Consider the following 24,724-nt stretch of genomic DNA (forward strand, 5'->3'; position numbering starts at 1 on the left):
GGAAACAGTAAATGAAAGCATCTGTAGTAACAAAACTTGAACATTTGGTTGAACGCTTTGATGAGGTACAGGCACTCTTGGGCGACCCTGATGTGATTGGTGATCAGGACAAATTTCGGGCCTTATCTAAAGAGTTTTCGCAACTTGAAAGTGTTGTGCAGACTTTTAATCAGTACAAGCAAACCCTTGATAATCTCGAAGCCGCAGAACTGATGTTACAGGAAGACGATGCAGAGATGCGTGAAATGGCGCAAGAAGAGATAAAGGATGCCAAGGCGGCCATTGATGAACAGGAACAGGCACTACAAGTACTGTTGTTGCCAAAAGATCCCAACGATGATCACAGTTGCTTTTTGGAAATCCGCGCCGGGGCGGGTGGCGATGAGGCGGCTATTTTCGCTGGCGATCTGTTTCGCATGTACAGCCGATATGCAGAAACGAAAGGTTGGCGTGTTGAGTTAGTTTCAGCCAATGAAGGTGAGCATGGTGGTTTTAAAGAGGTCATCGCGAATATTAGCGGTGAGGGCGCTTACGGTGTAATGAAATTTGAGTCTGGCGGTCATCGCGTTCAACGCGTACCAGAAACAGAGTCACAAGGGCGTATTCACACATCAGCGTGCACGGTTGCCGTTTTGCCTGAAATACCCGAATCTGAAGCAATCGAAATTAATCCTGCTGATCTGCGTATTGATACCTTCAGAGCGTCGGGTGCAGGAGGACAGCACGTTAACAAAACTGACTCCGCAATACGCATCACTCACTTACCCACAGGCGTTGTGGTGGAGTGTCAGGATGAGCGTTCTCAGCATAAAAATAGAGCTAAAGCCATGTCTGTGCTAAATGCAAGGCTAAATCAGATGGAGCAGGATAAGCGAACGGAAGAAGAGGCAACAACACGACGTAACTTGGTTGGAAGCGGAGACCGTTCTGAGCGCATTCGCACGTATAACTTTCCTCAGGGCCGGGTCACTGACCATCGTATAAATCTAACCTTATACAAGCTCGATGAAGTCATCGAAGGGGATTTGAATGCGTTGGCAGAACCTATCAGGCAAGAGCACCAAGCAGATCTTCTTGCATCGCTAGCGGACGAATAAGTGTGAACATTGGGCAGGCGCGTCAGTGGGCGCGCGGTCTACTTGATGAACCCACAGACGCTGACTATTTGCTGAGTGCCGTACTAAACAAGCCCAGAAGCTTTTTGTTTGCGTTTGACGATGTAGTCCTGAGCCAAGAGCAAGAATTGCAGTTTAAGGATGCTGTTGAGCGACGAGTAACGGGTGAACCCGTTGCTTATATTACGGGTGTCAAAGAATTTTGGTCTTTACCGTTATACGTCTCACCAGCAACGCTTATTCCGCGTCCGGAAACTGAGCTCTTAGTCGAAACCGTGCTAGAAAAAGTTAACATCGAAAAGGCCTCCATCTGCGATCTAGGCACAGGCACGGGGGCAGTAGCCTTGGCTATAGGACATGAAAAACCGAACTGGGATGTAGTGGGGGTAGATCGTATAACTCAGGCGGTCATGGTAGCGTCTCAGAATGCGGCAAATTTAGCCATAACTAATGTAGATTTTTTGCAAAGTGATTGGTTTTCCTCACTGACAGGAAAAAAATTTGATGCCATAGTGACCAATCCACCGTATGTAGAATCAGACAGTAAATATTTAGCTGAAGGCGATGTGCGGTTTGAACCCGAGTCGGCACTGTGTGCTGGATATGATGGTTTAGATGATATCCGCATTATTATCGAATGCGCAGGAACACACCTTAATCATGGGGGCTGGCTAATGATAGAGCATGGTTTTGATCAGCATCAAAATGTGGCTGCCTTATTGCGCAATGCAGATTTTGTTGACATTGCAGCTATAGAGGACTTAAATCTTTATCAGAGAGTGACAATTGCTAGGCTTAGAGCTGAGCAAAAGGCAACGCGTGGTAAAGCTTATGAATGATGAGTTTTTGTTTGCTGAAGACGATGACGATTTAGCACCCAAAATAGACGGTACATGGAAAATTCTCATCGTTGATGATGAGCCAGAAATTCACGCAGTGACAAAACTTGCACTGAGTGAGTTTGTGCTTAATGGTAAATCACTCAATTTTCTTAGCGCCTACAGCGGCGAAGAAGCTATCAATGTACTTAAAGCACACGATGATATCGCTGTCATGTTGCTCGATGTGGTGATGGAGACGGATGACGCGGGCTTGCGCGTGGCTGATCGCGTTAGAAATGAATTAAACAATAGCTTTACTCGCATTATTCTTCGCACTGGTCAACCCGGCCAGGCGCCTGAAAAAGAAGTTATCGTTAATTACGATATCAATGACTATAAATCGAAAACAGAATTAACTGCACAAAAGCTGTTTACGGTTATTATTGCGGCGCTGCGTTCATACCGCGACATTATTTCTATAGAAGAAAGCCGTGTAGGGCTTGAGAAGGTGGTACAAGCGTCGACGGATTTATTCAGTCGTCGATCACTGGAACAGTTCATGGAGGGCCTTATCCAGCAATTGAGTTCTGTACTGGGCTGTTCACAAGATGCTGCGTACATCACGAGTGCTGTCGCTGGTCATGAGCCTATTATGGACACACAGTCGGATGAATGGTTTATCTTTGCCGGCAATGGTGAATACTCCGAAAAACGCGGTAAACCTCTCGCTGAAGCATTAGGCGGCGACGAGTTTGAAAGTTGTCAACACGCCTTGGCGTCTCAAGACGTCGTTTTTGCCGATAACCATATAGTGGCGTATTGCGGCGGTCAGTCAAAATACGGCTCACTGTTATATTTGTCTGGACTGAACCGGCAAGTTAATGCCAACGATAAGCACTTGATTGACCTGTTTTCGCAAAATGTTCAAGTGGCATTTGAAAATGTTATGCGTATCAAAAAAGCGACGGAAACGCAGGCAAGGGTACTCGATCGCCTTTGTAACTTGTCTGATGTCAATGGACATGGCAGTACTCGAATGATGCGGTTGGTTGCCATGGCTGACTTTGTAGCAGGTAAAGCAGGGTTGAATGATTCCGATACGAAAGAACTGCGAATGGCAATTCCCTTAATGGGCTTGGAGCACTCCTGTCTGGCGCCTGTGCTATTAAATGATGCTGGAGTGGATATTACAGCCTGCATTAAAGCGATTTCTGAGCATGCAAAGGCATGCACAGCTGAAACCGATTATGAGGCTATACCCTTTCTTAAGAAGGCCATGGTATTGTCGCGCCAGCATCACGAAAAGTGGGATGGTAGTGGCTACCCACAAAAACTCTCTGAAGCGGCTATTTCTGTAGAAAGCATGGTAGTGGCCGCTGTTTATATGTTTGATACCCTTCTGGGTAAACAAACCTACAAATCTAACTGGTCAATCGAAGACGTGGTTGCGTTCTTCAAGGAGGAGCGCGGTAAGGCGTTTAGTCCGCAGATTGCCGACATTGTCATTGAACACCACGCATCGCTTGTCGATATTGAAAACTCACTTTCCGACGATATATTTCAAAAACCTTAGGATTTTCTATGTACATGATGGCAAAACATTTGCACCTCACGGCGCTGGTGCTGAGTATTTTATTGTTTGTTGCTCGGTTTGCAATGATGCAAATGCAGATGCAAGCTGCTAATAACAAATTTATGAAGATAGCCCCTCACATTGCCTATACGGTTCTAGTTGCAACTGCCGTCTGGCTTTGTATGCTTTTGTCGATATATCCATTTACGACCTCATGGGTAACCTTCAAATTGTTGGGGTTAATCGCTTTCATCGTGATGGGTTTAGTTGCTTTTAAATGGGGCAAAACAAAACTGATGCAGTGGGTTGGCTTTCTGGGCGCATTGGCGTGGTTAGCGGTCACAGCAAAAGTGGCAGTAACAAAACAACCTCTATGGTTTTAAGTAATGACAGTTAAATCAAAGCAACATATTACTCTCGGCGGAATTGAGATCGCTAACAGCAAGCCATTTGTTCTATTTGGCGGTATGAATGTACTCGAATCTCGGGATTTAGCAATGCGCATTGCTGAACACTACGTAGAAGTAACGAGAACACTCAATATCCCTTACGTATTCAAGGCGTCTTTTGACAAAGCCAATCGTTCATCCCTGCATTCTTACCGGGGGCCAGGTATGGAAGAGGGGTTGAAGGTTTTTGAGGAAATTAAACGTACCTTCAATGTGCCTGTTATTACCGATGTGCATGAGCCCTATCAGGCTAAGCCGGTTGCAGAGGTTGTTGATATTATTCAGCTCCCCGCATTCTTAGCGCGGCAAACTGACTTGGTAGATGCCATGGCGCGCACTGGGGCCGTGATCAATGTGAAAAAGCCGCAGTTTCTGGCTCCTCACGAAATGCGGCATATTATTAATAAGTGTCAGGAAGCGGGCAACGACAATATTATTTTATGTGAGCGTGGCACTAGCTTTGGGTATAACAACCTAGTCGTCGATATGCTGGGTATGGATGAAATGAAAACCTATGCACCGGTTATTTTCGATGCTACCCATGCCTTACAAAAGCCTGGTGGCAGGGCATCGTCGGCAGATGGTCGCAGAGCACAGGCTGCTCAGCTAGCAAGAAGTGGGATGGCGCTGGGTTTGGCTGGATTATTTATTGAAGCGCATCCTGATCCCAATGAAGCCAAATGCGATGGCCCATGTGCATTGCCGTTGCGAGCTCTCGAGCCTTATTTAGCACAAATGAAAGCGTTGGATGACCTCGTTAAATCATTCCCTGAATTAGATACAGATTCAGCGTGAAAGTTGTGTTAAGGCGACGGTATCGTCGCCTTGACAACTCAGAAGGTGTAGCAAGGGTTATTCGCCTTTAATCACCATCTTGTCTGTTGTACGCGAGTTTGAAACACTGGCTATAAAGATAGCAGTGCGTGCAACAGCTAATTGCTCGGTCATGGCTTTTTTTGCTTCGCGTTGAATAGTCTGTTCTAGCTTTGCATTTAATTCACTGTTCATAGACGCAATAGCAGATTCTGTCATTTCTGTTAGAGTTAAAGAAGACTCGTTAGAAGCTTGCACCGTGGTGGTAAGGCTTACGAGCGCAGTGAATGCAATAATTTTGCTTAATTGTTTCATTTATAAACACCTTTCTGATAAGTTTAAATAATTGTTAAAATTAACTCTTGCTTTTAACAAGTGTAAGTTTAACTGGTTGATATTATTTGCCTATATCCTGCATGGTTTAAATATTAACCAATTTCGTGAGCGGTTAAAAACGAGAATTAGTAAGGCTTTCTGATTAGAAAAACTAATGCTAATATAATATTAGTGTCACAGTAGAGGGTTTTATTATATGGCGCGTAGACTGCCTCCGCTCAATTCGTTGAAAGCCTTTGAGGCTGCCGCCAGGCATTTGAGCTTTACCAAAGCCGCTGACGAATTATTTGTCACTCAGGCTGCGGTGAGTCATCAAATTAAAGCGCTTGAAGAATATTTATCTATGAAGCTTTTTTTGCGACGTAACAGAACATTGTTGCTGACTGAAGAAGGGCAAGCGTATTACCTCGATTTAAAAGAGATATTCAAAGCATTACAGGATGCCACGGATAAGCTCCTTGCCAAAGGCAGTAAAGGCGCTATCACAGTTGCGACGCCGCCCAGTTTTGCCAGTCAATGGCTAGTACCGCGCATAAGTCAGTTTTCCAGCCAAAACCCCGATATTGATGTTCGAATTAAGGCAGTTGATTTTGATGAAGGGTTTTTGACAGACGATATCGATGTTGCGATTTATTACGGTAAAGGTCGTTGGTCAGGTGTGCAGGCAGACAAGCTGCACAGTGAGTTTCTTACGCCCATGTGTTCGCCTACGCTTCTGCAAATGGGAAAACCGCTCAGGGATCTCTTCGATTTGAAAAATCACGTGTTGTTGCACGACTCTAGCAGGGCCATGTGGAACACTTGGCTAAAGCACTTTAAGGTGAACGGCATTAACGTTAATCAAGGGCCAGTGTTCAGTCATTCAATGATGGTGTTGCAGGCAGCTGCACTGGGGCAGGGTATTGCACTTGGTAATACGGTACTTGCGCGACCAGAACTTGAAGCGGGCCGTTTGGTTGTGCCCTTTGCCGAGCGCTTGGAAAGTAAAGAAGCATACTATATGGTGTGCGACCCTCAGCACATGGATTTGGGTAAGATAACCACATTCAAACAATGGATGCAGTCGCAGGTACAAGAAGATGAGCAGTAAACTTAGGCCAATGGCAAGACTCTTACTCACGCATGGCGCTGGCGCGCCCGTAGAGTCTGATTTTATGCGGTGTTTAGCTGAACAACTCAGTCAGCACGGCATTGAGGTGATCACATTTAATTTCAGTTACATGCAGCGCCAGCTTAATGAAGGTAAAAAACGGCCTCCCTCCCGTGCACCCATATTGGAAGAAGAGTTTGCGCAACATATTGATAATACAGAACAAGACGGTATCCCTTTATTTATCGGTGGTAAAAGTATGGGGGGGCGAATTGCCACACATATGCTGGCTAATCCTGATTTTAAGGGCAGGATACAAGGGGCTGTGGTGTATGGTTATCCGTTTCATCCACCAGGAAAGCCAGAGAAATTGCGTTTGGCACACTTTGCACATTTACATTGTCCTTTACTCATTCTTCAAGGTGAGAGAGATACCTTTGGCAATAAAAAAGAAATTGAGACGTTTTCCTTGAGCAGTCAGGTTTCTGTCGACTATTTGGCAGACGGCGATCACAGTTTTAAACCCCGTAAAGCGTCTGGTTTCACCCAAAATGCGCATATTGCGTTAGCTGCAAAAAAAACAATTAGCTTTGTGCGCGCTCACAGGGGGAGAGAATGAGAGTGTGGCATAAGTATTTTTTACTGGTAGGGCTTTTTTATGCCATGACTGCCGTTGCACTGGGAGCGTTTGGTGCGCATGGGTTAAAAGCCGTATTAACCGATATGCAACTGCAAACGTTTGAAACAGCGGTTAGATATCAAATGTATCACGCCTTAGCCTTGATCGCGCTAAGCTTTGTTTCTCAACCCTTTGAGCGAAAAAAGTGGCTGACGGGATGTGGGCTGTTATGTATCGGCACGGCAGGGTTTAGTTGCAGTCTGTATGCCTATATTGGTACCGGTTTAACAGGGTTTGCTATGGTCACGCCTTTAGGAGGTAGTGCGCTAATCCTAGGGTGGATTTGGCTTATTATCGCTGCTTGGCAAGGCGCGGGTAAAACACAATGACACAATTGTTGCTGCTATGTCGGAGTGGCTACGAACAGGATTTGTCGGAAGAACTCATCCATGGTTTTGCCTTGCTCAATATCGCTGGCTATCCCAACTTTAAAAAGGGGCAAGCATGGTTGAGTTTTACTTTGGTCAACCAGCCAGCACAAGCTCTCGAACAAAAGCCGGTCAAAGCGTTGTTGGGAAGTTTGGTTTTTGCGCGGCAGGTTTGGCAGGTATTGGGCGAAGTAAGCTATGAAGACACGCAAGACAGAGTAACACCGCTGTTGCAGGCTTTTGAAAATATTGAGCCCAATGTATCGCTGGGTCATGATGTGTTGGTTGAGCATGCTGATTCAGAACAAGGCAATGAGCTGGCCAGGTTTGTGAAAAAATTTAACGTACCGCTTAGGCAGGCGATGCGCGCTAAGGGAATCATTGGACGCCGGCTCAAATCCGAAAAAACGGTTAAACAAGCCCACGTACTGTTTACCCGGTCTCACCATTGTATATACGGCGTTAGTATCAACCCCGTGAGTGCGCCTAATCCAGGAGGCATAATTCGACTCAAATTCCCTCCCAATGCGCCAAGTCGCTCAACGCTTAAGTTAGAAGATGCCATCAAACATCAACTTACAGAGCCAGAGCGCCAAGCTATATTTACAGAAGGTGCTAACGGCGTGGACCTAGGGGCGTGCCCTGGAGGATGGACGTATCAGTTGGTGCAGCGCGGAATGCACGTTGAAGCAGTTGATAATGGTTTAATTCAAGAAGCATTAATGAATACAGGTATGGTTGCGCACTATGCCCACGACGGTTTTTCCTACCAGCCACAATACGGAAAAGTGACATTATTAGTCTGTGACATGATTGAGCAACCCGACAAAGTCGCCAGCTTAATGGCTAAATGGTTAAAATTAGGTTGGACCGATCACGCCATTTTTAATCTTAAATTGCCTATGAAACAACGCTTTGACTGTGTTTCTCGCTGTTTGGATTTAGTCAGAACGGAGCTTGGTAAATCATTTTTCCGCTACAGAATGTCAGCCCGCCACCTCTATCACGACAGGGATGAAGTGACGGTTGTCGTGGTGCAATCTGACCTCATTTAAGGATTAATTTGCAAAAGGGGTATGAATTAGGGTGGGAAATCCTTTATAATCGCGCCGATTTTTTACTCTGAACCAATGAAAGTGAACAAATGGCTGACTTATCACACTATCGCAACATTGGTATTTTCGCGCACGTAGATGCCGGAAAAACCACAACAACTGAACGTATTCTTAAACTTACTGGTAAAATCCACAAAACCGGTGAAGTACATGACGGTGAATCAACAACTGACTTCATGGAACAGGAAGCAGAGCGCGGTATTACTATCCAGTCGGCCGCTACTACGTGCTTCTGGAAAGATCACCGCATGAACATCATCGATACGCCTGGACACGTTGACTTCACTGTTGAAGTTTACCGTTCATTGAAAGTACTCGATGGTGGTGTAGGTGTATTCTGTGGATCTGGTGGTGTTGAGCCCCAATCAGAAACGAACTGGCGTTATGCGAACGAATCAGAAGTAGCGCGTATTATCTTTGTAAACAAGTTGGACCGTATGGGGGCCGACTTCTACCGCGTAGTAAACCAGGTGAAAAAAGTACTTGGTGCTAATCCTTTAGTTATGACGCTTCCAATTGGTATCGAAGATGACTTCGTAGGCGTGGTAGACGTGTTGACTAAAAAAGCTTACGTTTGGGATGACTCTGGTCTTCCAGAAAACTACGAAGTACAAGACGTACCTGCTGACATGGTAGACAAAGTAAACGAATACCATGAACAATTGATTGAAACTGCCGTTGAGCAAGATGACGACTTAATGATGGCTTACATGGAAGGTGAAGAGCCTTCTATTGAAGATATCAAGCGTTGTATCCGCGAAGGTACACGTAAGCTTGATTTCTTCCCAACTTACTGTGGTTCTGCATTTAAAAACAAAGGTGTGCAATTGGTTTTGGACGCAGTTGTTGACTACTTGCCTAGCCCAACCGAAGTTGATCCACAGCCTCTTACCGACGAAGAAACCGGTGAGCCTACTGGCGAGGTGGCTACTGTATCTGTTGACGAACCTTTCCGTGCATTGGCGTTCAAGATCATGGATGACCGCTTCGGTGCCTTAACCTTTATCCGTATTTACTCAGGTAAACTGGAGAAGGGCATGACAGTACTTAACAGCGCAACCGGTAAGACTGAGCGTATCGGCCGTATGGTTGAAATGCACGCTGACGACCGTACAGAGCTGACTTCTGCACAAGCAGGAGACATCATCGCTGTTGTAGGTATGAAGAACGTACAAACGGGTCACACGCTTTGTGATACAAACCACCCTTGTACACTTGAGCCTATGATCTTCCCTGAGCCAGTAATCTCTATTGCTGTTAAGCCTAAAGACAAGGGCGCTACTGAGAAGATGGGTATCGCAATTGGTAAGTTGGTGTCTGAAGATCCTTCGTTCCAGGTTGAAACTGACGAAGATTCAGGTGAAACCATCCTTAAAGGTATGGGCGAGCTTCACTTAGACATCAAAGTAGATATTTTGAAGCGTACTTACGGCGTTGAACTTGAAGTCGGTCAGCCTCAGGTTGCTTACCGTGAAACTATCACGCAGATGGTTGAAGACAGCTACACGCACAAGAAGCAGTCTGGTGGTTCTGGTCAGTTCGGTAAGATTGATTACCGCATAAAGCCAGGTGAGCAGAACTCTGGCTTTAAGTTCGAATCTACCGTTGTTGGTGGTAACGTTCCAAAAGAGTTCTTCCCAGCTATCGAAAAAGGCTTTAAGTCAATGATGGAAACGGGTGTGCTTGCTGGGTATCCAGTACTCGACGTTGAAGTTGAACTTTATGACGGTGGTTTCCACGCCGTTGACTCATCAGCTATCGCGTTCGAAATTGCTGCAAAAGGTGCATTCCGTCAGTCTATTCCTAAGGCGGCGCCACAACTTCTTGAGCCAATCATGAAAGTTGACGTTTTCACGCCAGAAGATCACGTTGGTGACGTAATTGGTGATTTGAACCGCCGTCGTGGCATGATCAAAGACCAAGAAGCGGGTGTAACGGGTGTTCGTATTAAAGCAGACGTTCCTCTATCAGAAATGTTTGGTTATATCGGTCACTTGCGTACAATGACTTCAGGCCGTGGTCAGTTCTCTATGGAGTTCAGCCACTACAGTGCATGTCCGCAAAACGTTGCTGACAAAGTCATTGAAGAAGCTAAGGCACGTAAAGAAGCCAAATAAGCTGACATTGTTTATTTAGTAAAAAACCCTCGCATTGCGAGGGTTTTTTGTTTATAGAAAAAGCAACCTATACTTTGAAGCGTTCCACTGCATTCCTTGTCCGCGCTGCAATTTCAGCAAGCTCTAGCGCTGCGGAATTGATCTGATTAGCACCTTGTTCAGCCTCTACCGCCATTTCATTAATGCTTGAGACACTTTGCGAGACGTGCTCTGACGTGACATTTTGCTCTTCAGTTGCTGTAGCCACCTCTTCACTCATATTGAGTAACACATCAATGGTGTTGGACAGCTCATTCATCGCTTTTGTCACCAATTCTACCAAATGAATACCGCCATCAGCGGCCCGTTCGGCGCGTTCCATAGCGCTTACAGACTTGTCTGAGGTGCTATTCATGGTTTCCATAATCCGTGATATTTCGACCGCGCTTTCCTGAGACTGCGTAGCCAAGGTTCTTACTTCGTCTGCAACCACAGAGAAGCCTCTTCCTGCTTCACCGGCACGGGCAGCTTCTATCGCAGCGTTTAGCGCCAGTAAATTAGTTTGATCAGCAATACCGGTAATGGTGTTTAGCGCTGTGGTGATTTGGGTTACTTCCCCCTTAAGCGAAGCAATAATGCCGCTTGAATCTCTAATCAGCTCAACCAGTAATTCAATATTTTTCGCGGCCATTCGCACGCGTTCAACATTTTCTTTGAGGCTTGCATCGGCTTCTATACCTTTGTCTTTAGTGGTGGCAGAGGACTGCGCGATGGCATTGATAGAAGTGGTCAGCTGCTCCATCGCAGTCGCAACCGAGTAAGTTTGATTCTTTTGTTCAGCAGACAAAGAGGCGCTTTGCTGTGTGGTTGCACTGAGTTCCTCGGCAGCAGAGGCCAGTGTATCCGCATCCTGCTTCGTTTGCGCAACGATATCGCGTATTTGACCGATAAATACATTAAAGCTATTGGAAATCCTGTCTATTTCCGGGATGCGAGACGCCTTTATGCTGACGGTGAGATCACCTTCACCTTCTGTAAGGGCTTTACACGCGGTACCAAGTGTAATGAGCGGCTTGATAATTTTAAGGGAGAACCACACTGCCACTGCAACTGCTATTGAAGTGATGATAATAAACTCAATCAGTGCTGAAACAATCAAGCTGTTGCCAATTTCATCAGCAGGTGCCAGCGCCTCGGCAACATCAATTTCTGCCATTAACGCGTAGTTGTAGTCTCCTATTTTAAGCGTTGAAAACGCTGAATAAACGGGTACGTCCCGGTAGTCCTTAATTTCTAAAAAGCCGCTTTCACCGTTTAGCGCTTTTCTTGATGAAGGTGAATCAACGGGTTGAATACCTATGGATGTCTCACGGGATGCTATTTCTTTGGCTGCACTAGGGTACTTCTTCTGGATGGCCTTTAAGTAGTTGTCGTAGTCTTCCACGAAGAATCGGCTTTCGTTCATCAATAGTCCTGCTGGAGACACTAAGTAGGTTTCACCGGATTCACCAAACCCTTTAGCACTCCACTTGTCACCATGCGTCATAATGCTGTTAATTCTATCCATTGGCATCTGGAAGATTAATACTGCAACATTGTTGCCGTTCTCATCAACAATCGGTGACGCTGCAAAACCTGCCAGCGCCATGTAAGACGGTAGATATGAAGCAAACTGGCTAAACACAACTTGGTCGGGATTGCTCAGCCTATTCGCTGCGTTAAATACTTCACCTATGCCAGTCTCAGCATATGGCCCTGTTTTGAGGCTGGTTGCAAAATCCAGTTCTTTAAACACGCTGTAAACAATGTGGCCAGTTTGGCTATCTGCAATAAAAATATCATAGTAGCCAAACTCATAGAGGAACTTTTGCATAGTGGGATGAAACACACTGTGAGCACGCGCGTAGTCGGTGCCATTATTCAGATTTATTAGGCCATCCTTTTCACCCAAAGGAAGGCTAGAGCCGGCAATGAAGTCATATTGCAGCTGCTTACTCACGGTTGACAAGGGCGATACCAGACGCTCGGGTGAATCATATTCAGCTGGGTTTAGCTCCGAAAAGCGCGTAGCGAAATCATTGGTGTAATACCCCATCAATTGCGTTTCTTCGGCACGAGTGAGTGCTGAGCGTTGTTCTGAATAGGTGTTAAAGGCCTCAATGAAATCTTTTGCGGCTTGTACTGTGGTTAGGTTGTACGACTTTGCCCTAACTTGTGACTCGATGTTGTTGATGTAGTTTTCAATTGCTTCCTTTGTTTGTACATTTTGGCTCAGTAGCTTTTCTTGGACGCTCTCTTGCAGTGCATCACTTGATTCATCTACAGCAATGTTTACTGAGACAACCGCCATAACAAAGATAGATGCAACTGTGAGTGAAATGGTGACCAGCAGCAAACGAAGTTTTAAAGACATCGCAATTGACCCTTTTGATAACGAGAACAGATATTTAGCAGTTAATGCTGTGCGCTCAGAGTAAAGATTGAATTACCCTAGTTTCATACTAGACCATCATTCTATTAGTTCAATACCTGGCCATTTAATTTGTTATGCTGGTGCGGGCTTAAAAGGGAATCTAAAAATGTCGAAAATAGAACTTTCACCGGATGCAAAATCGTCGATTGTCGAAAAAATACAGGACTATTTTGAGTCAGAATTGGCCCAGGAGATTGGGCAGTTTGATGCGGAATTTCTGCTGGACTTTTTTACCCGTGAAGTCGGGGCTTATTATTACAATCAAGGTTTATACGATGCCAGAGCCATTTTTGAAGAAAGACTCAGCACCATAGATGATGATATATACGCCATTGAGAAAGAAGTAAAATAGACACAATAAGAAAGACAGTGATTATTACATGTAGAGCGGCTGAGGATTTGTTGCGCACCGCACAGTTTACCTATGACAATATGAAGGGCTATTACGAGCGCTTCGCGCCAGACTGGGATGTGAACAAAGTGATGGAGGCAGTTCAGCCCCTAGACAATCGAGAAATACTATTAGCTAACCAAGTTGTGGGTGTCATGCGCATTGAATTCAGAGAGCGGATTTGTTGGTTGAGGGATCTGCAAGTTATTGCGAGCGCGCAAAATAAAGGCATCGGCAAGGCAGCGTTAGAAAAGGTCAAAGAAATAGCTGCTCAGCATGGCGCATACGCAGTAAAGTTGAGAGTCTTCAAAATCAGTCCGGCAGTAGCACTTTATAATCGGAACGGATTTTTTACCCAATCTGAAGATGAGAAATTCTATAACATGCAGTTTGATTTGCAGGCAGAGAAGTAAAGCAACTTGGGCTTTCCGTTTGGTGGTAAGGGCGGTGGCATAGACATTGACTTTTAATAGGGACAGACACTAAATATTACGATTTACAGTAGACGGCAAAATTAGCGCCATGTTTTACTTGCAGCATATGATTAAAACGTTGATGGTGAAAACGTGGTGTTGTTGCGAGATTTTGATTATAGGGACATTAATCCACTGATCACCATTTTGAATGATGAAGCTGTCACGCGTTTTCTGTCTACAAAAATACCTTCCCCTTATACTAAAGAAGATGCCAAGTGGTGGGTAGAGGAGGGTAGTAAAACAGGCATTGTCAAAGCTATTTCGCTGAACAATAAGCTGGTGGGTTGTATTGGCGTCAATCCTGGTCAATTTGAATATGAATTAAGTGGCGAAGTGGGCTATTGGTTAGATAAACATTACTGGGGTAAAGGTATTGCCAGCGATGCATTATCCCAGATGGTGAATATTGTTTTTACTTCTACTGATTTAATTAGGCTCTTTGCCACGGTATTTGAAGACAATATCGCTTCGCAAAAGCTATTGGTAAAAGCAGGGTTTACTCGGGAAGCTATTCTCAAATCTGCGATATATAAACAGAGAAAACTGTACGACAGTCACATATTTGCAAAAATAAAAACGCCATAACGACAAAAAGGATGCCCTAGATGGACGAAAATATGGTCAGTAAGTTAAATGCAATCTGGCAAGCTGCGTTGAAGCGCTCACCCCTTAAACAAAAAAGTGCGGTATTTGTGTCTACTGTGGATACAGATGGTTATCCACAATCACGATTCGTCGATTTAAAACGCGCAAATACCGCTATTGCCCGCCCAGAAAACTGGGGGGGCTATGTCATCGAGCCGCTACTTATCGAGTTTTTAACCTTTAACGAGAACCGCGTTCATTTGCGAGAGCAGCATTGTAAGAAAGGTGATAAGTGGCATTCACCGCTGTTACAGCCCTAGTGTTCACCTGATCGCTGAACTATGCTCGTCAGTTGTAATCCAATCAGACAACCAGGAAATTTAATAAACAATTAGGATTCTTATGAAAGCAATGCAATTTTTTCTAGGGGCAATAGTGTTTATGTCCCTATCAGTACAGGCACAAAGTTTTCAGCCCGGTAAGCACTACCTAGAGGTAGAAGGGTTTCAGTCACAGGGTAAAAGCATTACAGAGTTTTTTTCATTTTATTGTCCGGCCTGCTTTAAACAAGAAGCCATTATTAAAATGATTAAAGATGATTTACCTCGGGATGTAACTTTTGTAAGAAATCATATTGATGGTATGCCTGGGCGTGACGGTAACATTGAACACATGCTTACCAAAGCCTCCATTGTGGCTGCTCACATTGGCAAGGAAGATGAGATTATCGATCAAATCTTTAAACATATACATGTTTCACGAGCAGACTTCACATCTCTGGATGACATTGAAGCCATTTTTGTGCAATCGGGTATCGACAGTCGGGACTTTTTGAGAACCTATAATAGCTTTGGGATAACTGCCAAGGCCAAGCAAAAACAACAAAATAACCAAAAGTTAGTCAATCAAGGAATAAGTAGCGTGCCAACCCTGGTAATTAACGGGAAGTACAAGCCTGTTTTGAGCGACATTAAAACGGTTGAAGAATACAAATCACTGGTTATGTATTTATTGAACAAGCCCGCTTGATCACAACGTACGCTTTAGACGATTGAGATGGTGTTTCATTTTACTTGTGTTGCCTTTTTCTAATCCACCTTGCGCATATTCCATGCGAATAAAGGCGCGTGTAATTAAGTCAAATAAGGTGTAGGCGTCTTTGCCCATTTTGTTTTTTACCGATGCAAGGTAATGCTGAGGCGCCTCGTTGTTGCGCTGGGTATTCGTTGCTTTTTCCACATAGCCTACTGCCCGCTGATAGCAATGAAGGTGTTTAGGTTTTTTAGGGCGCAAGGTTCTTGGAACAAAGTAAGCAGCCAGTAATAGACTGATAAGGAGCATGGCGCCAACCATCAAATATACCATTCTCTCGAAAGTGATTTCGCCGATGAGGCTTTTAAACAGGTTCTGTTGCTGCTTCTGGTCAAAGCCTAATACCCAGTGTGACCATAAGTAATCCATTTGATTTAGGTAATCACGCAATGTGGAAAAGAACGGCAAGTGTTGCAGCCTTCTGAGTGACAAGGGCTCGTTGGCTAGAAATTCAGTGCTGTCTTCCAACGCCTGTTCCAGGCCGAAGTTTATTCTGTTGGGGGCAACCACGGCAGTTGGATCGATGCGTTGCCAGCCTTTTTCATCAAACCATACCTCAATCCAGGCATGGGCGTCATACTGATAAACACTCAATACCTTGTTACTGAGTTGTTCCCCTCCCTGATACCCTGCAACCACTCTCGCGGGTATACCCGTCAATCGCATGATAAAGGCAGTCGCACTTGCGTAATGCGCACAAAAACCGGTTTGAGCGTCAAATAAAAATCGATCAATGCCGTCGCTTTGCATCAGCGGAGGGTTAAGGGTGTAACTGAAGTTTTGCTGTTTGAAGTAGTCAAGTACTGCGTTTAGTCGTTGTTTGGGGTCGGGATACTGCTGGCTTAACAAGGCTGCCCATTCTCGGGTGCGCGGATTTCCATCTTGTGGTACTTGGCGGTTGAGATAGCTATCTGTTCTGCTGTTGGTCTGATTTAACAAGGTAGAAGGGTAAGACATGACATCGTAAGCCATCGCACTCATTAAATTTTGATTTGCTATGAAGGTATATGAGGTGCTTTGCCATACTTTTTCAGACGTTATGGGTGAACCTGGTACAGGCACATCCAGTGTAAATAACCATTGTTGCCTAGAGGCTTCGGCAAACACCCTATACTGTAGGGCTTCACCAATAACTTGCGGTCTGAACGGACGATCCTGTAATTTGCGTTGTCCCTCCGCGGCCTTACGCCTTGCGCTCATGGTCCACTCTTCACCGTCAAAATACTCTAAAACTAGTGCACGCCAGTACCTGTCTTGAGGAGGTGGGACTTTACCTTCAAACCGGGCACGAAAGGCGAGTTCGGAAGATTGACTCAATGAGGCAATATCGCCAGGTCGCATCGTATCAGAAATGCCAGTACTGGCACTCTGGGTAGAGGGCATTTGCCACAAGGGGGGCAACTGGGGAAAAATGATAAAAAGCACAGCGGCAATCGGAAAGGCTTGTAAGGACATATTACCGAGCATTTTGAGCTGATATGTGTATGACTGATTGGACGCATATTGCAACGCCAGTGCAGTGAAAGCGACGATAACCATGGCACTGTAAAGGGCGACAAAAAGCATACCTTGCTCGAAGATATAGCCACATCCACATAAAAAGAGTATGCATAAGAACAATTGCAGTAAGTCTCTTTGGTTACGCATAACCATTAGTTTTAAACTGCAAGCAGTTACCAGCAGATTGATCATAGATATTAGTAAGCCCAAACTCAGGCTAAACCAGCCAAGTGCCAATAAGCTCAACACTGCGAGCAAGTTGACTGTTCTTGAGGCAGGAGGCTGAGGATACCAGCCAAGAAAGAGCGAAACCCTTACTACGGCTGCACATACTGATAAAAGTACCACCCACACCATTAATGGAGAAAAAAAGCTAAGGCTAATAGCGGCCAACACTAGTGATAGCAACAATCCTGCCTTGTGCTTGGCCAACGGAACATTGGGAGAGTAGCTCATCAGGCGTGCACCGTTTTGTCTGTCAAACGGTATAGGGCTAATGCGTTTAGGCATTTGTGCATATGGGTATTGCCTTTACCCGGCGGCACTGTAAGGTCAGGTAGGGCCAAGCCAAAAATCGCATTGTGTTCGCTTAACTGAATAATTTGGTAAGTAAGCTGACTGAGTCGTTGTTCTGTATCCTGGCTTGAAGCGCTCGCCCATGTCAGCCATCCAGAGCTGGACACGGGTTGATCAAATGTCTTAACCAGCCATTCATTTGTTTTTGCAACTTGTTTCCATGCCACATTCGATAAAGGATCTGACGGGCTGTATTCTCGCAAGGCATGAAAATCATCAAATCCGCCTTTTGTCACTTTGGAAACCGCCTCTTCTTCGCTAGCCAGCTCATACATTTTTATGTCACATTTTACGGGGGCGGGATAAACAATCAGATGCTGATCCAAATCGAGATGCGTCCAGCATTTAAACAACCCCAGAGGATAGTCACTGCGAATAGTCAGGCGAGGTAGAGTAGCATGCCCTCTGTTTGTCAGCGTAAAGGGAACATCGGCAAAGGTTGGATTGTCTGATAGCATTGCTGATCCTGTATCATTAAGATTGGATCGCCACCAAGAAAAATGCACTACACCCTGCGCCATCTTTCCATCAAATGAAATCATAATAGGAGCGGCACTTTCTTTGCCTGCAAATACGGCTTCAATTTTTAATGCTTTTATTCGCAAGCGAGAAAAGTTGATGTAACTGGCCAGCATGTGCAGAAGAAACAGGGAAAGTAAAAACGTGCACAGCAAACGCATCAGGTTGTTTTGATAATTTGTGCCCAACACAAAAAGCAAACCACAAAGCGCAATGAACCACACACCAAAACGCGATGGCAAAATAAATATTTTGCTATGGGAAAGTGACTGTTCCTTACCCGCTGGAATACGGCGTTTAAGCCAGCTAACAAACCAGTTGGATAATGATCGTTTAATGACCTGCTGCATGCTTGTGCGCCTCTATGCAGCCAGCGGATCAATATTATCCAGTAGTTTTTGACTCAGCAGAGCACCACTTTCGGTTGTATTTTCACCGCGAATTCTATGTTCGACCACAGCAGTGAAAACAGATTGAATGTCTTCTGGTACGACATAATCTCGGTTGTGTAAAAAGGCCCAAGATTTAGCGGCCTGCAAAATTGCCTTGCTGGCGCGTGGTGAAAGCGGGTGATCGACATAGTCTGCTGTGCGGCTCAATGCAACTAGGCGCAATATGTATTCAATAATGCTTTCGCTGGCATGTACTAAGGACACCTTATGCTGCATGTCAAGCAGTGCGTTTTCGGTGATCACCGCCTTGAATGGCTTTTTTTGTGTTGTATCATTTTGAAGCAGCATGTCTTTTTCTGCTTCCCAGTTAGGGTACCCCAAGCTCACTCGCATTAAAAACCTGTCCAGCTGAGACTCGGGTAGGGGATAGGTGCCAGACTGAAAGCCCGGGTTTTGGGTGGCAATAACAAAAAATGGCTTCGGTAGGGCGTGTGTGTTGCCATCGATGCTTACCTGACGTTCTTCCATTGCTTCCAGCAGTGCACTCTGTGTTTTTGGACTGGCCCGGTTAATTTCATCTGCTAATACCACCTGATTAAATATGGGCCCCTCATGAAAGGTAAATGAGTGGGTTTGCTGATTGAAAATAGACACACCCAACATATCTGCTGGTAGTAAGTCAGAGGTAAACTGCACTCGTGAAAATGCCAAACCAAAGGCGTTCGCCAGAGCATGAGAAAGCGTTGTTTTACCCATACCGGGCAAATCTTCTAACAATAAATGCCCATTTGCCAACAAACAGGTGAGTGCTAATTTGATTTGGGTTTCTTTGCCGAGAATGGTTCGGTTGAGCACATTTTCAATGGATTCGAGTTCTGTTGTCATGGCTATAATAAAGTAAGTGATTTAGATAAAGGCTAGTCCATCTATGGCTAACACGCTATTCATGTGGTTATACATTCGTATATTCAGTTCGTAATAAAGTTAACTACGGTTGAACGGCGCGAGACGGTCAGATTATTGTCTGTTTGCTTAGGATTTGCGCAATATACCCAATAATTTAAGCGACCTTTTTGTCACAAATTTATATACTACTGACAAAAATAAGAGGTCCAGCATGAAAAATATTGAAGTAGACGACGATCTATATGCATACATCGCAAGTCAAACCCAGTCAATCGGTGAGAGTGCATCACAAATTTTGCGCCGGTTACTGCTGCCTGAGTCCGGCACAGTAAAGTCGAATGAGCCAGTACAACCCAAGAAAAAAGTAGAATCAGCGGTTGATACGAAGGCTGATAAGAGCGCACCTGTTCAGGTAGCCTCTGGTGATGAAGACGCCACTCTTGAAACACGTATCACAGCAGAAAGATTGGCTGAGATGCCAAAAAAAGTGGCGCAGTTTCTCTATATTCTTGGTGAATTGAGTGCGCTACATCCAGAAAAATTTGCCAGTGTTGAATCAATAAGAGGCAAAGATAGACTGTACTTTGCGGCTTCGAAAGAGGCGCTTGAGGCCTCGGGAACCAGTATTAACGCGAAAGCCATTCCACATTCTACGTATTGGGTGGTGACGAATAATAATTCTGCAAAGAAAATCAGTATACTGCGTCAGGTAATGGCCTTGTTGAATTATAACGATTCAACGATAGACAAGGTTATTGCGTTATTTAAGGGATAATTCACACTCAATCAGCAGGAGCCACTATGCCATTACATCCTAACGCGGGTCAGCCAGCTGATCCGTCTCAACTGGCTAATATAGCCAGGCTAGTCAGTGATTATTACGTGAAACAGCCCAATCCGAGTAATGTTGAGCAAGCAGTTAGTTTCGGCACATCTGGCCATAGAGGCAGTGCAAGCTTGTCAACGTTTAACGACATGCACATTGCCGCAATTTGCCAGGCACTGGCTGAATACCGGCTTGCACAGGGCACTACAGGGCCATTATTTATCGGTAAAGACACACATGCTTTGTCCGAGCCTGCACTGACAACGGCAGTTGAAGTATTGGCAGCCAATAAGTTGAATGTAGTACTGCAACGTGAAGACAATGAAAGTTTAGGCTTCACCCCTACGCCCGTTATTTCAAGAACCATTGTCAGATACAACGAATTGCGTACTGAAGGTATGGCTGATGGTGTGGTGATCACTCCCTCCCACAATCCGCCGGAAGACGGTGGTTTTAAGTACAACCCTCCCCATGGCGGGCCGGCAGGCTCTGATGTTACTGCTGTGATTCAGGAAAGAGCCAATGCGCTTATGGCTGAAGGTAATAACGCAGTTAAGCGTGTCGCATTTGAGCAGGCCATAAACAGTGACTACGTCAGTTATGACGATTTCATGCACCCCTATATCGACGAGTTGGATACCGTGGTTGATATGCAAGCTATTCAGGCAGCAAACTTAAAACTAGGGACCGACCCATTAGGGGGTTCTGGTATTGGTTACTGGCAAGTGATTGCCAAGCGCTGGGGCCTCGACATTTCCGTGGTCAATGAATCGCTTGACCCGCGTTTTGCGTTTATGCACAGAGACAAAGACGGCAAATTGCGTATGGATTGCTCATCGCCTTATGCCATGGCTGGGTTGATTGCACTTAAAGATGACTTTGATTTGGCCTTTGGTAATGACCCTGATTTTGACCGACACGGCATAGTGTGCTCAGGCTCGGGGCTGATGAACCCCAATCATTATCTGGCTACCGTTGTGAATTACCTTTACACCCACAGACCAGAGTGGAAAACGTCTATGGTTGTAGGTAAAACCTTGGTCTCCAGCTCTATGATTGAACGCGTGGCAACACATATTGAGCGAGCCGTAGAGGAGATGCCAGTTGGCTTTAAATGGTTTGTCGACGGGTTATCCAAAGGTCATACGGGCTTTGCAGGTGAAGAAAGTGCTGGGGGCATTTTCCTCAAGCGTGATGGCAAAACATGGGCCACAGACAAAGACGGATTTATTATGTGTTTACTGGCGGCCGAAATGTTGGCAGTTACCGGCCTTGATCCCGCAAGCCATTATGATGCGTTACAAGTTCGCTTTGGCGCACCGCACTATATTCGCATAGATGTACCTACAACGCTGGAGAAAAAACAGCGCTTGTCATCAATGGAAGCATCTGTAGTGACTGCCGATATATTGGCAGGCGAGAAAATCGAAGCGGTAGTAACACATGCATCAGGTAATAATGCAGCCATTGGTGGCGTGAAAGTGTCAACACAAAATGGCTGGTTTGCCGCCAGGCCTTCAGGCACAGAAATGGTTTATAAAATATATGCGGAAAGCTTTACCAGCGACGCGCACTTGAAGCAGTTGGTGGACGAAGCAGAAGCACTGGTTGATTCTGTGTTGGATTAACTGTATTTGCTTATGCCCTAACGCTTTGCATTAGGGCATAGGTTTTTCTCCAATCATATCTTCAATTCATACGCAAAGGCTTTAAAGCTCCCATCTCCAACAGATTCTATGTTGAAGATGTTTTGAAAGTCACTTACAAAAAAATCGATAACAACACGTATAAATCAACGCCTCACTGGTTATTCATGCTCCTCAATAACTAAAAAATGTAATAAAAATGTAAAAATTGGGCTGAATACGTATGTATTTGCGTAAAATCTTCGTTTGTTTACAAAAAAATAACATAAGCTCGTCGAATCTACTGCTACTATCACTGCATACTAACCAGTTTAAGTGTAATTAAATTACACGCTGTGGCGAAATGATCTGAGAGGAAGATATGAACGCAAAAACAGCTACTGCAAGCAAACAAGCAAATTCTAGTCATCTGCCAACCAACAAGGCAGAGTTTAAAGCCGCTATTGTCCGTCATTTGCACTCAACCTTGGGTACCGACGAAAACAAAGCTAATGAACATGCATGGTGGAAAGCAACCTGCGCTGCCATACAGGAGCATGTGTTAGACGGCCTGAGAAAGACTCAAAAAACTCACTACATGAATGACACCAGGGCGGTTCACTATTTCTCTGCTGAGTTCCTGATGGGCAGATTGCTGTCGAACAACATGCAAAACTTTGGTGTATTTGAAGTGGCCAGAGACGCCTTAAAGGAGTTGGGTGTTGAGTTGTCTGATATTATGGAAGAAGAGCCAGATATGGCACTGGGCAATGGTGGTTTAGGACGTCTGGCGGCCTGTTATATTGATTCCTTGGCCACGCTGAACTATCCAGCCATTGGTTATGGGCTCCATTACGAACATGGTTTGTTCCGTCAGGAAATTCAAAACGGTGCGCAGATTGAACGTCCTGACAGCTGGCGAGATTATGGCAACCCTTGGGAAATTTGCCGTCCTGAATCTATTCAGGATATCTCGCTGTACGGCTATGTAGAGACTAAATACGGCGAAAATGGTCGTATTCAAAAAGAGTGGCACCCAGGTACTATCGTCAAAGGTGTACCGTGGGATATTCCTGTGGTGGGCTATAACGGTTCGACCGTCAACGTATTACGTCTATGGCAAAGTCAGGCTTCTAACTATTTTAACTGGGACGTGTTTAACGCTGGTGGTTATGTGGATGCGCAAAGCGAAAATGTGCAGGCAGAAACCATTTCCAAAGTCTTGTACCCCAATGATGAGACCGAAGCGGGTAAAGAATTGCGTTTGATCCAGCAATACTTTTTTTGTGCCTGTTCATTAAAAGACATTATTCGTCGGTATAAACGTGCCCATGGTGATGATTGGAGCCGATTTACACAGCAGGTGGTCATCCAATTAAACGACACGCACCCAGCCATTGCTATCCCTGAACTAATGCGCATTTTAGTTGACCGCGCTGAATTGGACTGGGAAAAAGCGTGGGAGATTTGTACTAACACCTTCGCATACACCAACCACACACTATTGCCAGAAGCCCTTGAAAAGTGGCCAGCGCGCATGATCGAGAAAATTTTGCCGCGTCACCTTGAAATCATTTATGAGATCAACCATCGCTTCATGAAGGAAGTTGACAAAAAATGGCCGGGCGACAATGAAGTCAAAGCCAAGTTGTCAATTATCGAAGAAAGCAACGAAAAAATGGTACGCATGGGGCACCTGTCGGTGGTGGGCAGTTTTGCCGTGAATGGCGTTGCTGAGCTTCACTCAAAATTAGTGAAAGAAAATCTATTTCCCGAATTTGATGCGCTTTATCCAAATAAACTGACCAATGTCACCAACGGCATAACGCCCAGGCGCTGGTTAAAGGTCTGCAACCCTAAACTCTCCAAGTTGGTATCGGATAAGGTGGGCGCAGATTGGCCATTGCATTTGTCTAAGTTGGCAGGGTTGGAAAAATTTGCTGAACAAAAGACCTTTCAAAAACAATTTATGCAAATTAAGCAAGCAAATAAGCAGGCTTTAGCCGATGAAATCAAAAGTTTGACCGGTATTGTGGTAGACACCAATGCAATCTTTGATATTCAAATTAAGCGTTTGCATGAGTATAAGCGACAGCACCTAAACCTGTTGCACATTATGGCGTTATATCGTCGTTTACTGGAAAACCCCGATTATGACATGCACCCTCGGGTGTTTATTTTTGGCGCAAAAGCCGCACCAGGGTACAAGTTGGCTAAAGATATTATTTTGGCTATCAACAAAGTCGCAGACAGAATTAACAACGACCCAAGAGTGAACAAAAAGCTCAAGGTTGTATTTATGCCGAACTATCGCGTGTCTCAGGCTGAAAAAATGATCCCTGCCGCTGATGTGTCTGAACAGATCAGCACCGCAGGTAAAGAAGCATCTGGAACGGGCAATATGAAGTTGGCGTTGAATGGTGCGGTGACGATAGGGACACTTGACGGTGCAAACGTTGAAATAGCCGAAGAAGTCGGTGATGACAACATCTTCATCTTTGGATTAACCGTCGACGAGGTGAATAGTCTGAAAGCCAAGGGCTATAACCCTTATGACATTTACGACAATAACACCGAAATTAAGGCTATTCTGGACTGGCTGGAAACTGACTACTTTACGCCGGGTGAGCCGGGTGGTTTAGTGTCCATTAAGCAAAGCTTGCTTGAAGGTGGCGACCCTTATTTAGTATTGGCAGACTTTGAGGCCTATAGTAATGCGCAACGCGCGGTTGATCAGGCTTATCGTGACAAAGCTAAATGGGCTAAAATGGCTATTTTGAACACGGCAAAAGTCGGTAAGTTTACGTCAGACCGTTCGATTCAGGATTATGTAGATCGCATATGGAAGCTAAATACGTGTAAAATTAGCTAACTTTTTGATTTACAAACAGCCGCTTTTTAAGCGGCT

Annotated in this window: 23 protein-coding genes; 18 read left to right on the forward strand and 5 right to left on the reverse strand. The window is 45.0% G+C overall.

The window, feature by feature from the left end; translation table 11 throughout:
• Window positions 1-11 precede the first annotated feature (11 nt).
• Genes prfA through kdsA form a run of 5 tightly spaced genes read left to right on the forward strand, consistent with a single transcriptional unit; the run spans window position 12 to window position 4,753 of the window.
• On the forward strand, window positions 12-1,097 hold the full coding sequence (prfA, locus tag DRW07_RS06470) for a peptide chain release factor 1 (protein WP_124027081.1): 1,086 nt from the start codon (window positions 12-14) through the stop codon (window positions 1,095-1,097).
• A 2-nt stretch (window positions 1,098-1,099) separates the two neighbouring features.
• The gene (prmC, locus tag DRW07_RS06475) at window positions 1,100-1,954 is read left to right on the forward strand and encodes a peptide chain release factor N(5)-glutamine methyltransferase (protein WP_124027082.1); all 855 of its coding nucleotides are present in this window, start codon (window positions 1,100-1,102) and stop codon (window positions 1,952-1,954) included.
• Window positions 1,947-3,509 (forward strand): DUF3369 domain-containing protein, encoded by a 1,563-nt coding sequence (locus DRW07_RS06480; RefSeq protein WP_124027083.1) that lies wholly within the window; start codon window positions 1,947-1,949, stop codon window positions 3,507-3,509. Before prmC ends, DRW07_RS06480 begins: the two co-directional genes overlap by 8 nt.
• 14 nt (window positions 3,510-3,523) lie before the next feature.
• The gene (locus DRW07_RS06485; RefSeq protein WP_240630526.1) at window positions 3,524-3,892 is read left to right on the forward strand and encodes a SirB2 family protein; all 369 of its coding nucleotides are present in this window, start codon (window positions 3,524-3,526) and stop codon (window positions 3,890-3,892) included.
• Window positions 3,893-3,895: 3 nt separating this feature from the next.
• Window positions 3,896-4,753 carry a 3-deoxy-8-phosphooctulonate synthase gene (gene kdsA, locus DRW07_RS06490; RefSeq protein ID WP_124027085.1) on the forward strand — a complete coding sequence of 286 codons (858 nt, stop codon included), beginning with the start codon at window positions 3,896-3,898 and terminating at the stop codon, window positions 4,751-4,753.
• Between the two features lie 57 nt (window positions 4,754-4,810).
• Here kdsA and DRW07_RS06495 read toward each other — a convergent pair whose 3' ends face one another.
• Window positions 4,811-5,086 carry a hypothetical protein gene (locus DRW07_RS06495; protein ID WP_124027086.1) on the reverse strand — a complete coding sequence of 92 codons (276 nt, stop codon included), beginning with the start codon at window positions 5,084-5,086 and terminating at the stop codon, window positions 4,811-4,813.
• 217 nt (window positions 5,087-5,303) lie between these two features.
• Between DRW07_RS06495 and DRW07_RS06500 the strand changes: the two genes are divergently transcribed.
• The 5 genes from DRW07_RS06500 to fusA all read left to right on the forward strand — a co-directional run bounded on the left by DRW07_RS06500 (window position 5,304) and on the right by fusA (window position 10,476).
• Window positions 5,304-6,197: a transcriptional regulator GcvA gene (locus tag DRW07_RS06500; protein ID WP_124027087.1), complete on the forward strand. Its 894-nt coding sequence runs from the start codon at window positions 5,304-5,306 to the stop codon at window positions 6,195-6,197.
• Complete coding sequence (locus tag DRW07_RS06505; protein ID WP_124027088.1) at window positions 6,187-6,816, forward strand: alpha/beta family hydrolase; 630 nt, start codon at window positions 6,187-6,189, stop codon at window positions 6,814-6,816. Before DRW07_RS06500 ends, DRW07_RS06505 begins: the two co-directional genes overlap by 11 nt.
• A 2-nt stretch (window positions 6,817-6,818) precedes the next feature.
• Complete coding sequence (locus DRW07_RS06510) at window positions 6,819-7,205, forward strand: DUF423 domain-containing protein (RefSeq protein ID WP_124027562.1); 387 nt, start codon at window positions 6,819-6,821, stop codon at window positions 7,203-7,205.
• A complete protein-coding gene (gene rlmM, locus DRW07_RS06515; protein ID WP_124027089.1) occupies window positions 7,202-8,299 on the forward strand; it encodes a 23S rRNA (cytidine(2498)-2'-O)-methyltransferase RlmM in 1,098 nt (365 codons plus the stop codon). The genes DRW07_RS06510 and rlmM overlap by 4 nt, the downstream gene beginning before the upstream one ends.
• 89 nt (window positions 8,300-8,388) lie before the next feature.
• Window positions 8,389-10,476, forward strand: a complete 2,088-nt coding sequence (gene fusA / locus DRW07_RS06520) for an elongation factor G (RefSeq protein ID WP_124027090.1) — start codon at window positions 8,389-8,391, stop codon at window positions 10,474-10,476.
• Between the two features lie 67 nt (window positions 10,477-10,543).
• Here the strand turns inward: fusA and DRW07_RS06525 are convergent, their stop codons facing one another.
• The gene (locus tag DRW07_RS06525) at window positions 10,544-12,868 is read right to left on the reverse strand and encodes a methyl-accepting chemotaxis protein (RefSeq protein ID WP_124027091.1); all 2,325 of its coding nucleotides are present in this window, start codon (window positions 12,866-12,868) and stop codon (window positions 10,544-10,546) included.
• A 166-nt stretch (window positions 12,869-13,034) separates the two neighbouring features.
• Here DRW07_RS06525 and DRW07_RS06530 point away from each other — a divergent pair, with 166 nt between their 5' ends.
• From DRW07_RS06530 to DRW07_RS06550, 5 genes are all read left to right on the forward strand, one after another.
• Entirely contained in the window at window positions 13,035-13,280 is a 246-nt protein-coding gene (locus tag DRW07_RS06530; RefSeq protein WP_124027092.1) for a DUF2164 domain-containing protein, read from the forward strand.
• A gap of 17 nt (window positions 13,281-13,297) precedes the next feature.
• Window positions 13,298-13,732 (forward strand): GNAT family N-acetyltransferase, encoded by a 435-nt coding sequence (locus tag DRW07_RS06535; RefSeq protein ID WP_124027093.1) that lies wholly within the window; start codon window positions 13,298-13,300, stop codon window positions 13,730-13,732.
• Window positions 13,733-13,885: 153 nt separating this feature from the next.
• Window positions 13,886-14,380 carry a GNAT family N-acetyltransferase gene (locus tag DRW07_RS06540; protein WP_124027094.1) on the forward strand — a complete coding sequence of 165 codons (495 nt, stop codon included), beginning with the start codon at window positions 13,886-13,888 and terminating at the stop codon, window positions 14,378-14,380.
• 20 nt (window positions 14,381-14,400) lie between these two features.
• The gene (locus DRW07_RS06545) at window positions 14,401-14,700 is read left to right on the forward strand and encodes a pyridoxine 5'-phosphate oxidase C-terminal domain-containing protein (RefSeq protein WP_240630527.1); all 300 of its coding nucleotides are present in this window, start codon (window positions 14,401-14,403) and stop codon (window positions 14,698-14,700) included.
• A gap of 121 nt (window positions 14,701-14,821) precedes the next feature.
• Window positions 14,822-15,409: a thiol:disulfide interchange protein DsbA/DsbL gene (locus DRW07_RS06550; protein WP_165870429.1), complete on the forward strand. Its 588-nt coding sequence runs from the start codon at window positions 14,822-14,824 to the stop codon at window positions 15,407-15,409.
• Here DRW07_RS06550 and DRW07_RS06555 read toward each other — a convergent pair whose 3' ends face one another.
• From DRW07_RS06555 to DRW07_RS06565, 3 genes are read right to left on the reverse strand one after another with little or no spacing between them, the layout of a single operon-like run.
• Window positions 15,410-17,428: a transglutaminase TgpA family protein gene (locus DRW07_RS06555; RefSeq protein ID WP_165870430.1), complete on the reverse strand. Its 2,019-nt coding sequence runs from the start codon at window positions 17,426-17,428 to the stop codon at window positions 15,410-15,412. It abuts the gene before it with no gap.
• Complete coding sequence (locus DRW07_RS06560; protein WP_124027097.1) at window positions 17,428-18,417, reverse strand: DUF58 domain-containing protein; 990 nt, start codon at window positions 18,415-18,417, stop codon at window positions 17,428-17,430. Before DRW07_RS06560 ends, DRW07_RS06555 begins: the two co-directional genes overlap by 1 nt.
• 12 nt (window positions 18,418-18,429) lie before the next feature.
• On the reverse strand, window positions 18,430-19,344 hold the full coding sequence (locus tag DRW07_RS06565; RefSeq protein ID WP_124027098.1) for an AAA family ATPase: 915 nt from the start codon (window positions 19,342-19,344) through the stop codon (window positions 18,430-18,432).
• A gap of 232 nt (window positions 19,345-19,576) precedes the next feature.
• Between DRW07_RS06565 and seqA the strand changes: the two genes are divergently transcribed.
• The 3 genes from seqA to DRW07_RS06580 all read left to right on the forward strand — a co-directional run bounded on the left by seqA (window position 19,577) and on the right by DRW07_RS06580 (window position 24,688).
• Window positions 19,577-20,140 (forward strand): replication initiation negative regulator SeqA, encoded by a 564-nt coding sequence (seqA, locus tag DRW07_RS06570; protein ID WP_124027099.1) that lies wholly within the window; start codon window positions 19,577-19,579, stop codon window positions 20,138-20,140.
• Between the two features lie 26 nt (window positions 20,141-20,166).
• The gene (gene pgm / locus DRW07_RS06575) at window positions 20,167-21,819 is read left to right on the forward strand and encodes a phosphoglucomutase (alpha-D-glucose-1,6-bisphosphate-dependent) (RefSeq protein WP_124027100.1); all 1,653 of its coding nucleotides are present in this window, start codon (window positions 20,167-20,169) and stop codon (window positions 21,817-21,819) included.
• Window positions 21,820-22,198: 379 nt separating this feature from the next.
• Entirely contained in the window at window positions 22,199-24,688 is a 2,490-nt protein-coding gene (locus DRW07_RS06580; RefSeq protein WP_124027101.1) for a glycogen/starch/alpha-glucan phosphorylase, read from the forward strand.
• Window positions 24,689-24,724: the final 36 nt, after the last annotated feature.

Origin of the sequence: Paralteromonas sediminis (assembly GCF_003820355.1) — a bacterium.
In the GTDB taxonomy this organism is placed as follows: Bacteria; Pseudomonadota; Gammaproteobacteria; order Enterobacterales; family Alteromonadaceae; genus Alteromonas_F; species Alteromonas_F sediminis.

Bases quoted from the DNA above. Each gene is read 5' to 3' on its own strand.
- prfA (WP_124027081.1), top strand. From the start codon at position 12: ATGAAAGCATCTGTAGTAACAAAACTTGAACATTTGGTTGAACGCTTT.
- DRW07_RS06480 (WP_124027083.1), top strand. From the start codon at position 1,947: ATGAATGATGAGTTTTTGTTTGCTGAAGACGATGACGATTTAGCACCC.
- DRW07_RS06485 (WP_240630526.1), top strand. From the start codon at position 3,524: ATGATGGCAAAACATTTGCACCTCACGGCGCTGGTGCTGAGTATTTTA.
- kdsA (WP_124027085.1), top strand. From the start codon at position 3,896: ATGACAGTTAAATCAAAGCAACATATTACTCTCGGCGGAATTGAGATC.
- DRW07_RS06495 (WP_124027086.1), bottom strand. From the start codon at position 5,086: ATGAAACAATTAAGCAAAATTATTGCATTCACTGCGCTCGTAAGCCTT.
- DRW07_RS06500 (WP_124027087.1), top strand. From the start codon at position 5,304: ATGGCGCGTAGACTGCCTCCGCTCAATTCGTTGAAAGCCTTTGAGGCT.
- DRW07_RS06505 (WP_124027088.1), top strand. From the start codon at position 6,187: ATGAGCAGTAAACTTAGGCCAATGGCAAGACTCTTACTCACGCATGGC.
- rlmM (WP_124027089.1), top strand. From the start codon at position 7,202: ATGACACAATTGTTGCTGCTATGTCGGAGTGGCTACGAACAGGATTTG.
- fusA (WP_124027090.1), top strand. From the start codon at position 8,389: ATGGCTGACTTATCACACTATCGCAACATTGGTATTTTCGCGCACGTA.
- DRW07_RS06525 (WP_124027091.1), bottom strand. From the start codon at position 12,868: ATGTCTTTAAAACTTCGTTTGCTGCTGGTCACCATTTCACTCACAGTT.
- DRW07_RS06530 (WP_124027092.1), top strand. From the start codon at position 13,035: ATGTCGAAAATAGAACTTTCACCGGATGCAAAATCGTCGATTGTCGAA.
- DRW07_RS06545 (WP_240630527.1), top strand. From the start codon at position 14,401: ATGGACGAAAATATGGTCAGTAAGTTAAATGCAATCTGGCAAGCTGCG.
- DRW07_RS06550 (WP_165870429.1), top strand. From the start codon at position 14,822: ATGTCCCTATCAGTACAGGCACAAAGTTTTCAGCCCGGTAAGCACTAC.
- DRW07_RS06555 (WP_165870430.1), bottom strand. From the start codon at position 17,428: ATGAGCTACTCTCCCAATGTTCCGTTGGCCAAGCACAAGGCAGGATTG.
- DRW07_RS06560 (WP_124027097.1), bottom strand. From the start codon at position 18,417: ATGCAGCAGGTCATTAAACGATCATTATCCAACTGGTTTGTTAGCTGG.
- DRW07_RS06565 (WP_124027098.1), bottom strand. From the start codon at position 19,344: ATGACAACAGAACTCGAATCCATTGAAAATGTGCTCAACCGAACCATT.
- seqA (WP_124027099.1), top strand. From the start codon at position 19,577: ATGAAAAATATTGAAGTAGACGACGATCTATATGCATACATCGCAAGT.
- pgm (WP_124027100.1), top strand. From the start codon at position 20,167: ATGCCATTACATCCTAACGCGGGTCAGCCAGCTGATCCGTCTCAACTG.
- DRW07_RS06580 (WP_124027101.1), top strand. From the start codon at position 22,199: ATGAACGCAAAAACAGCTACTGCAAGCAAACAAGCAAATTCTAGTCAT.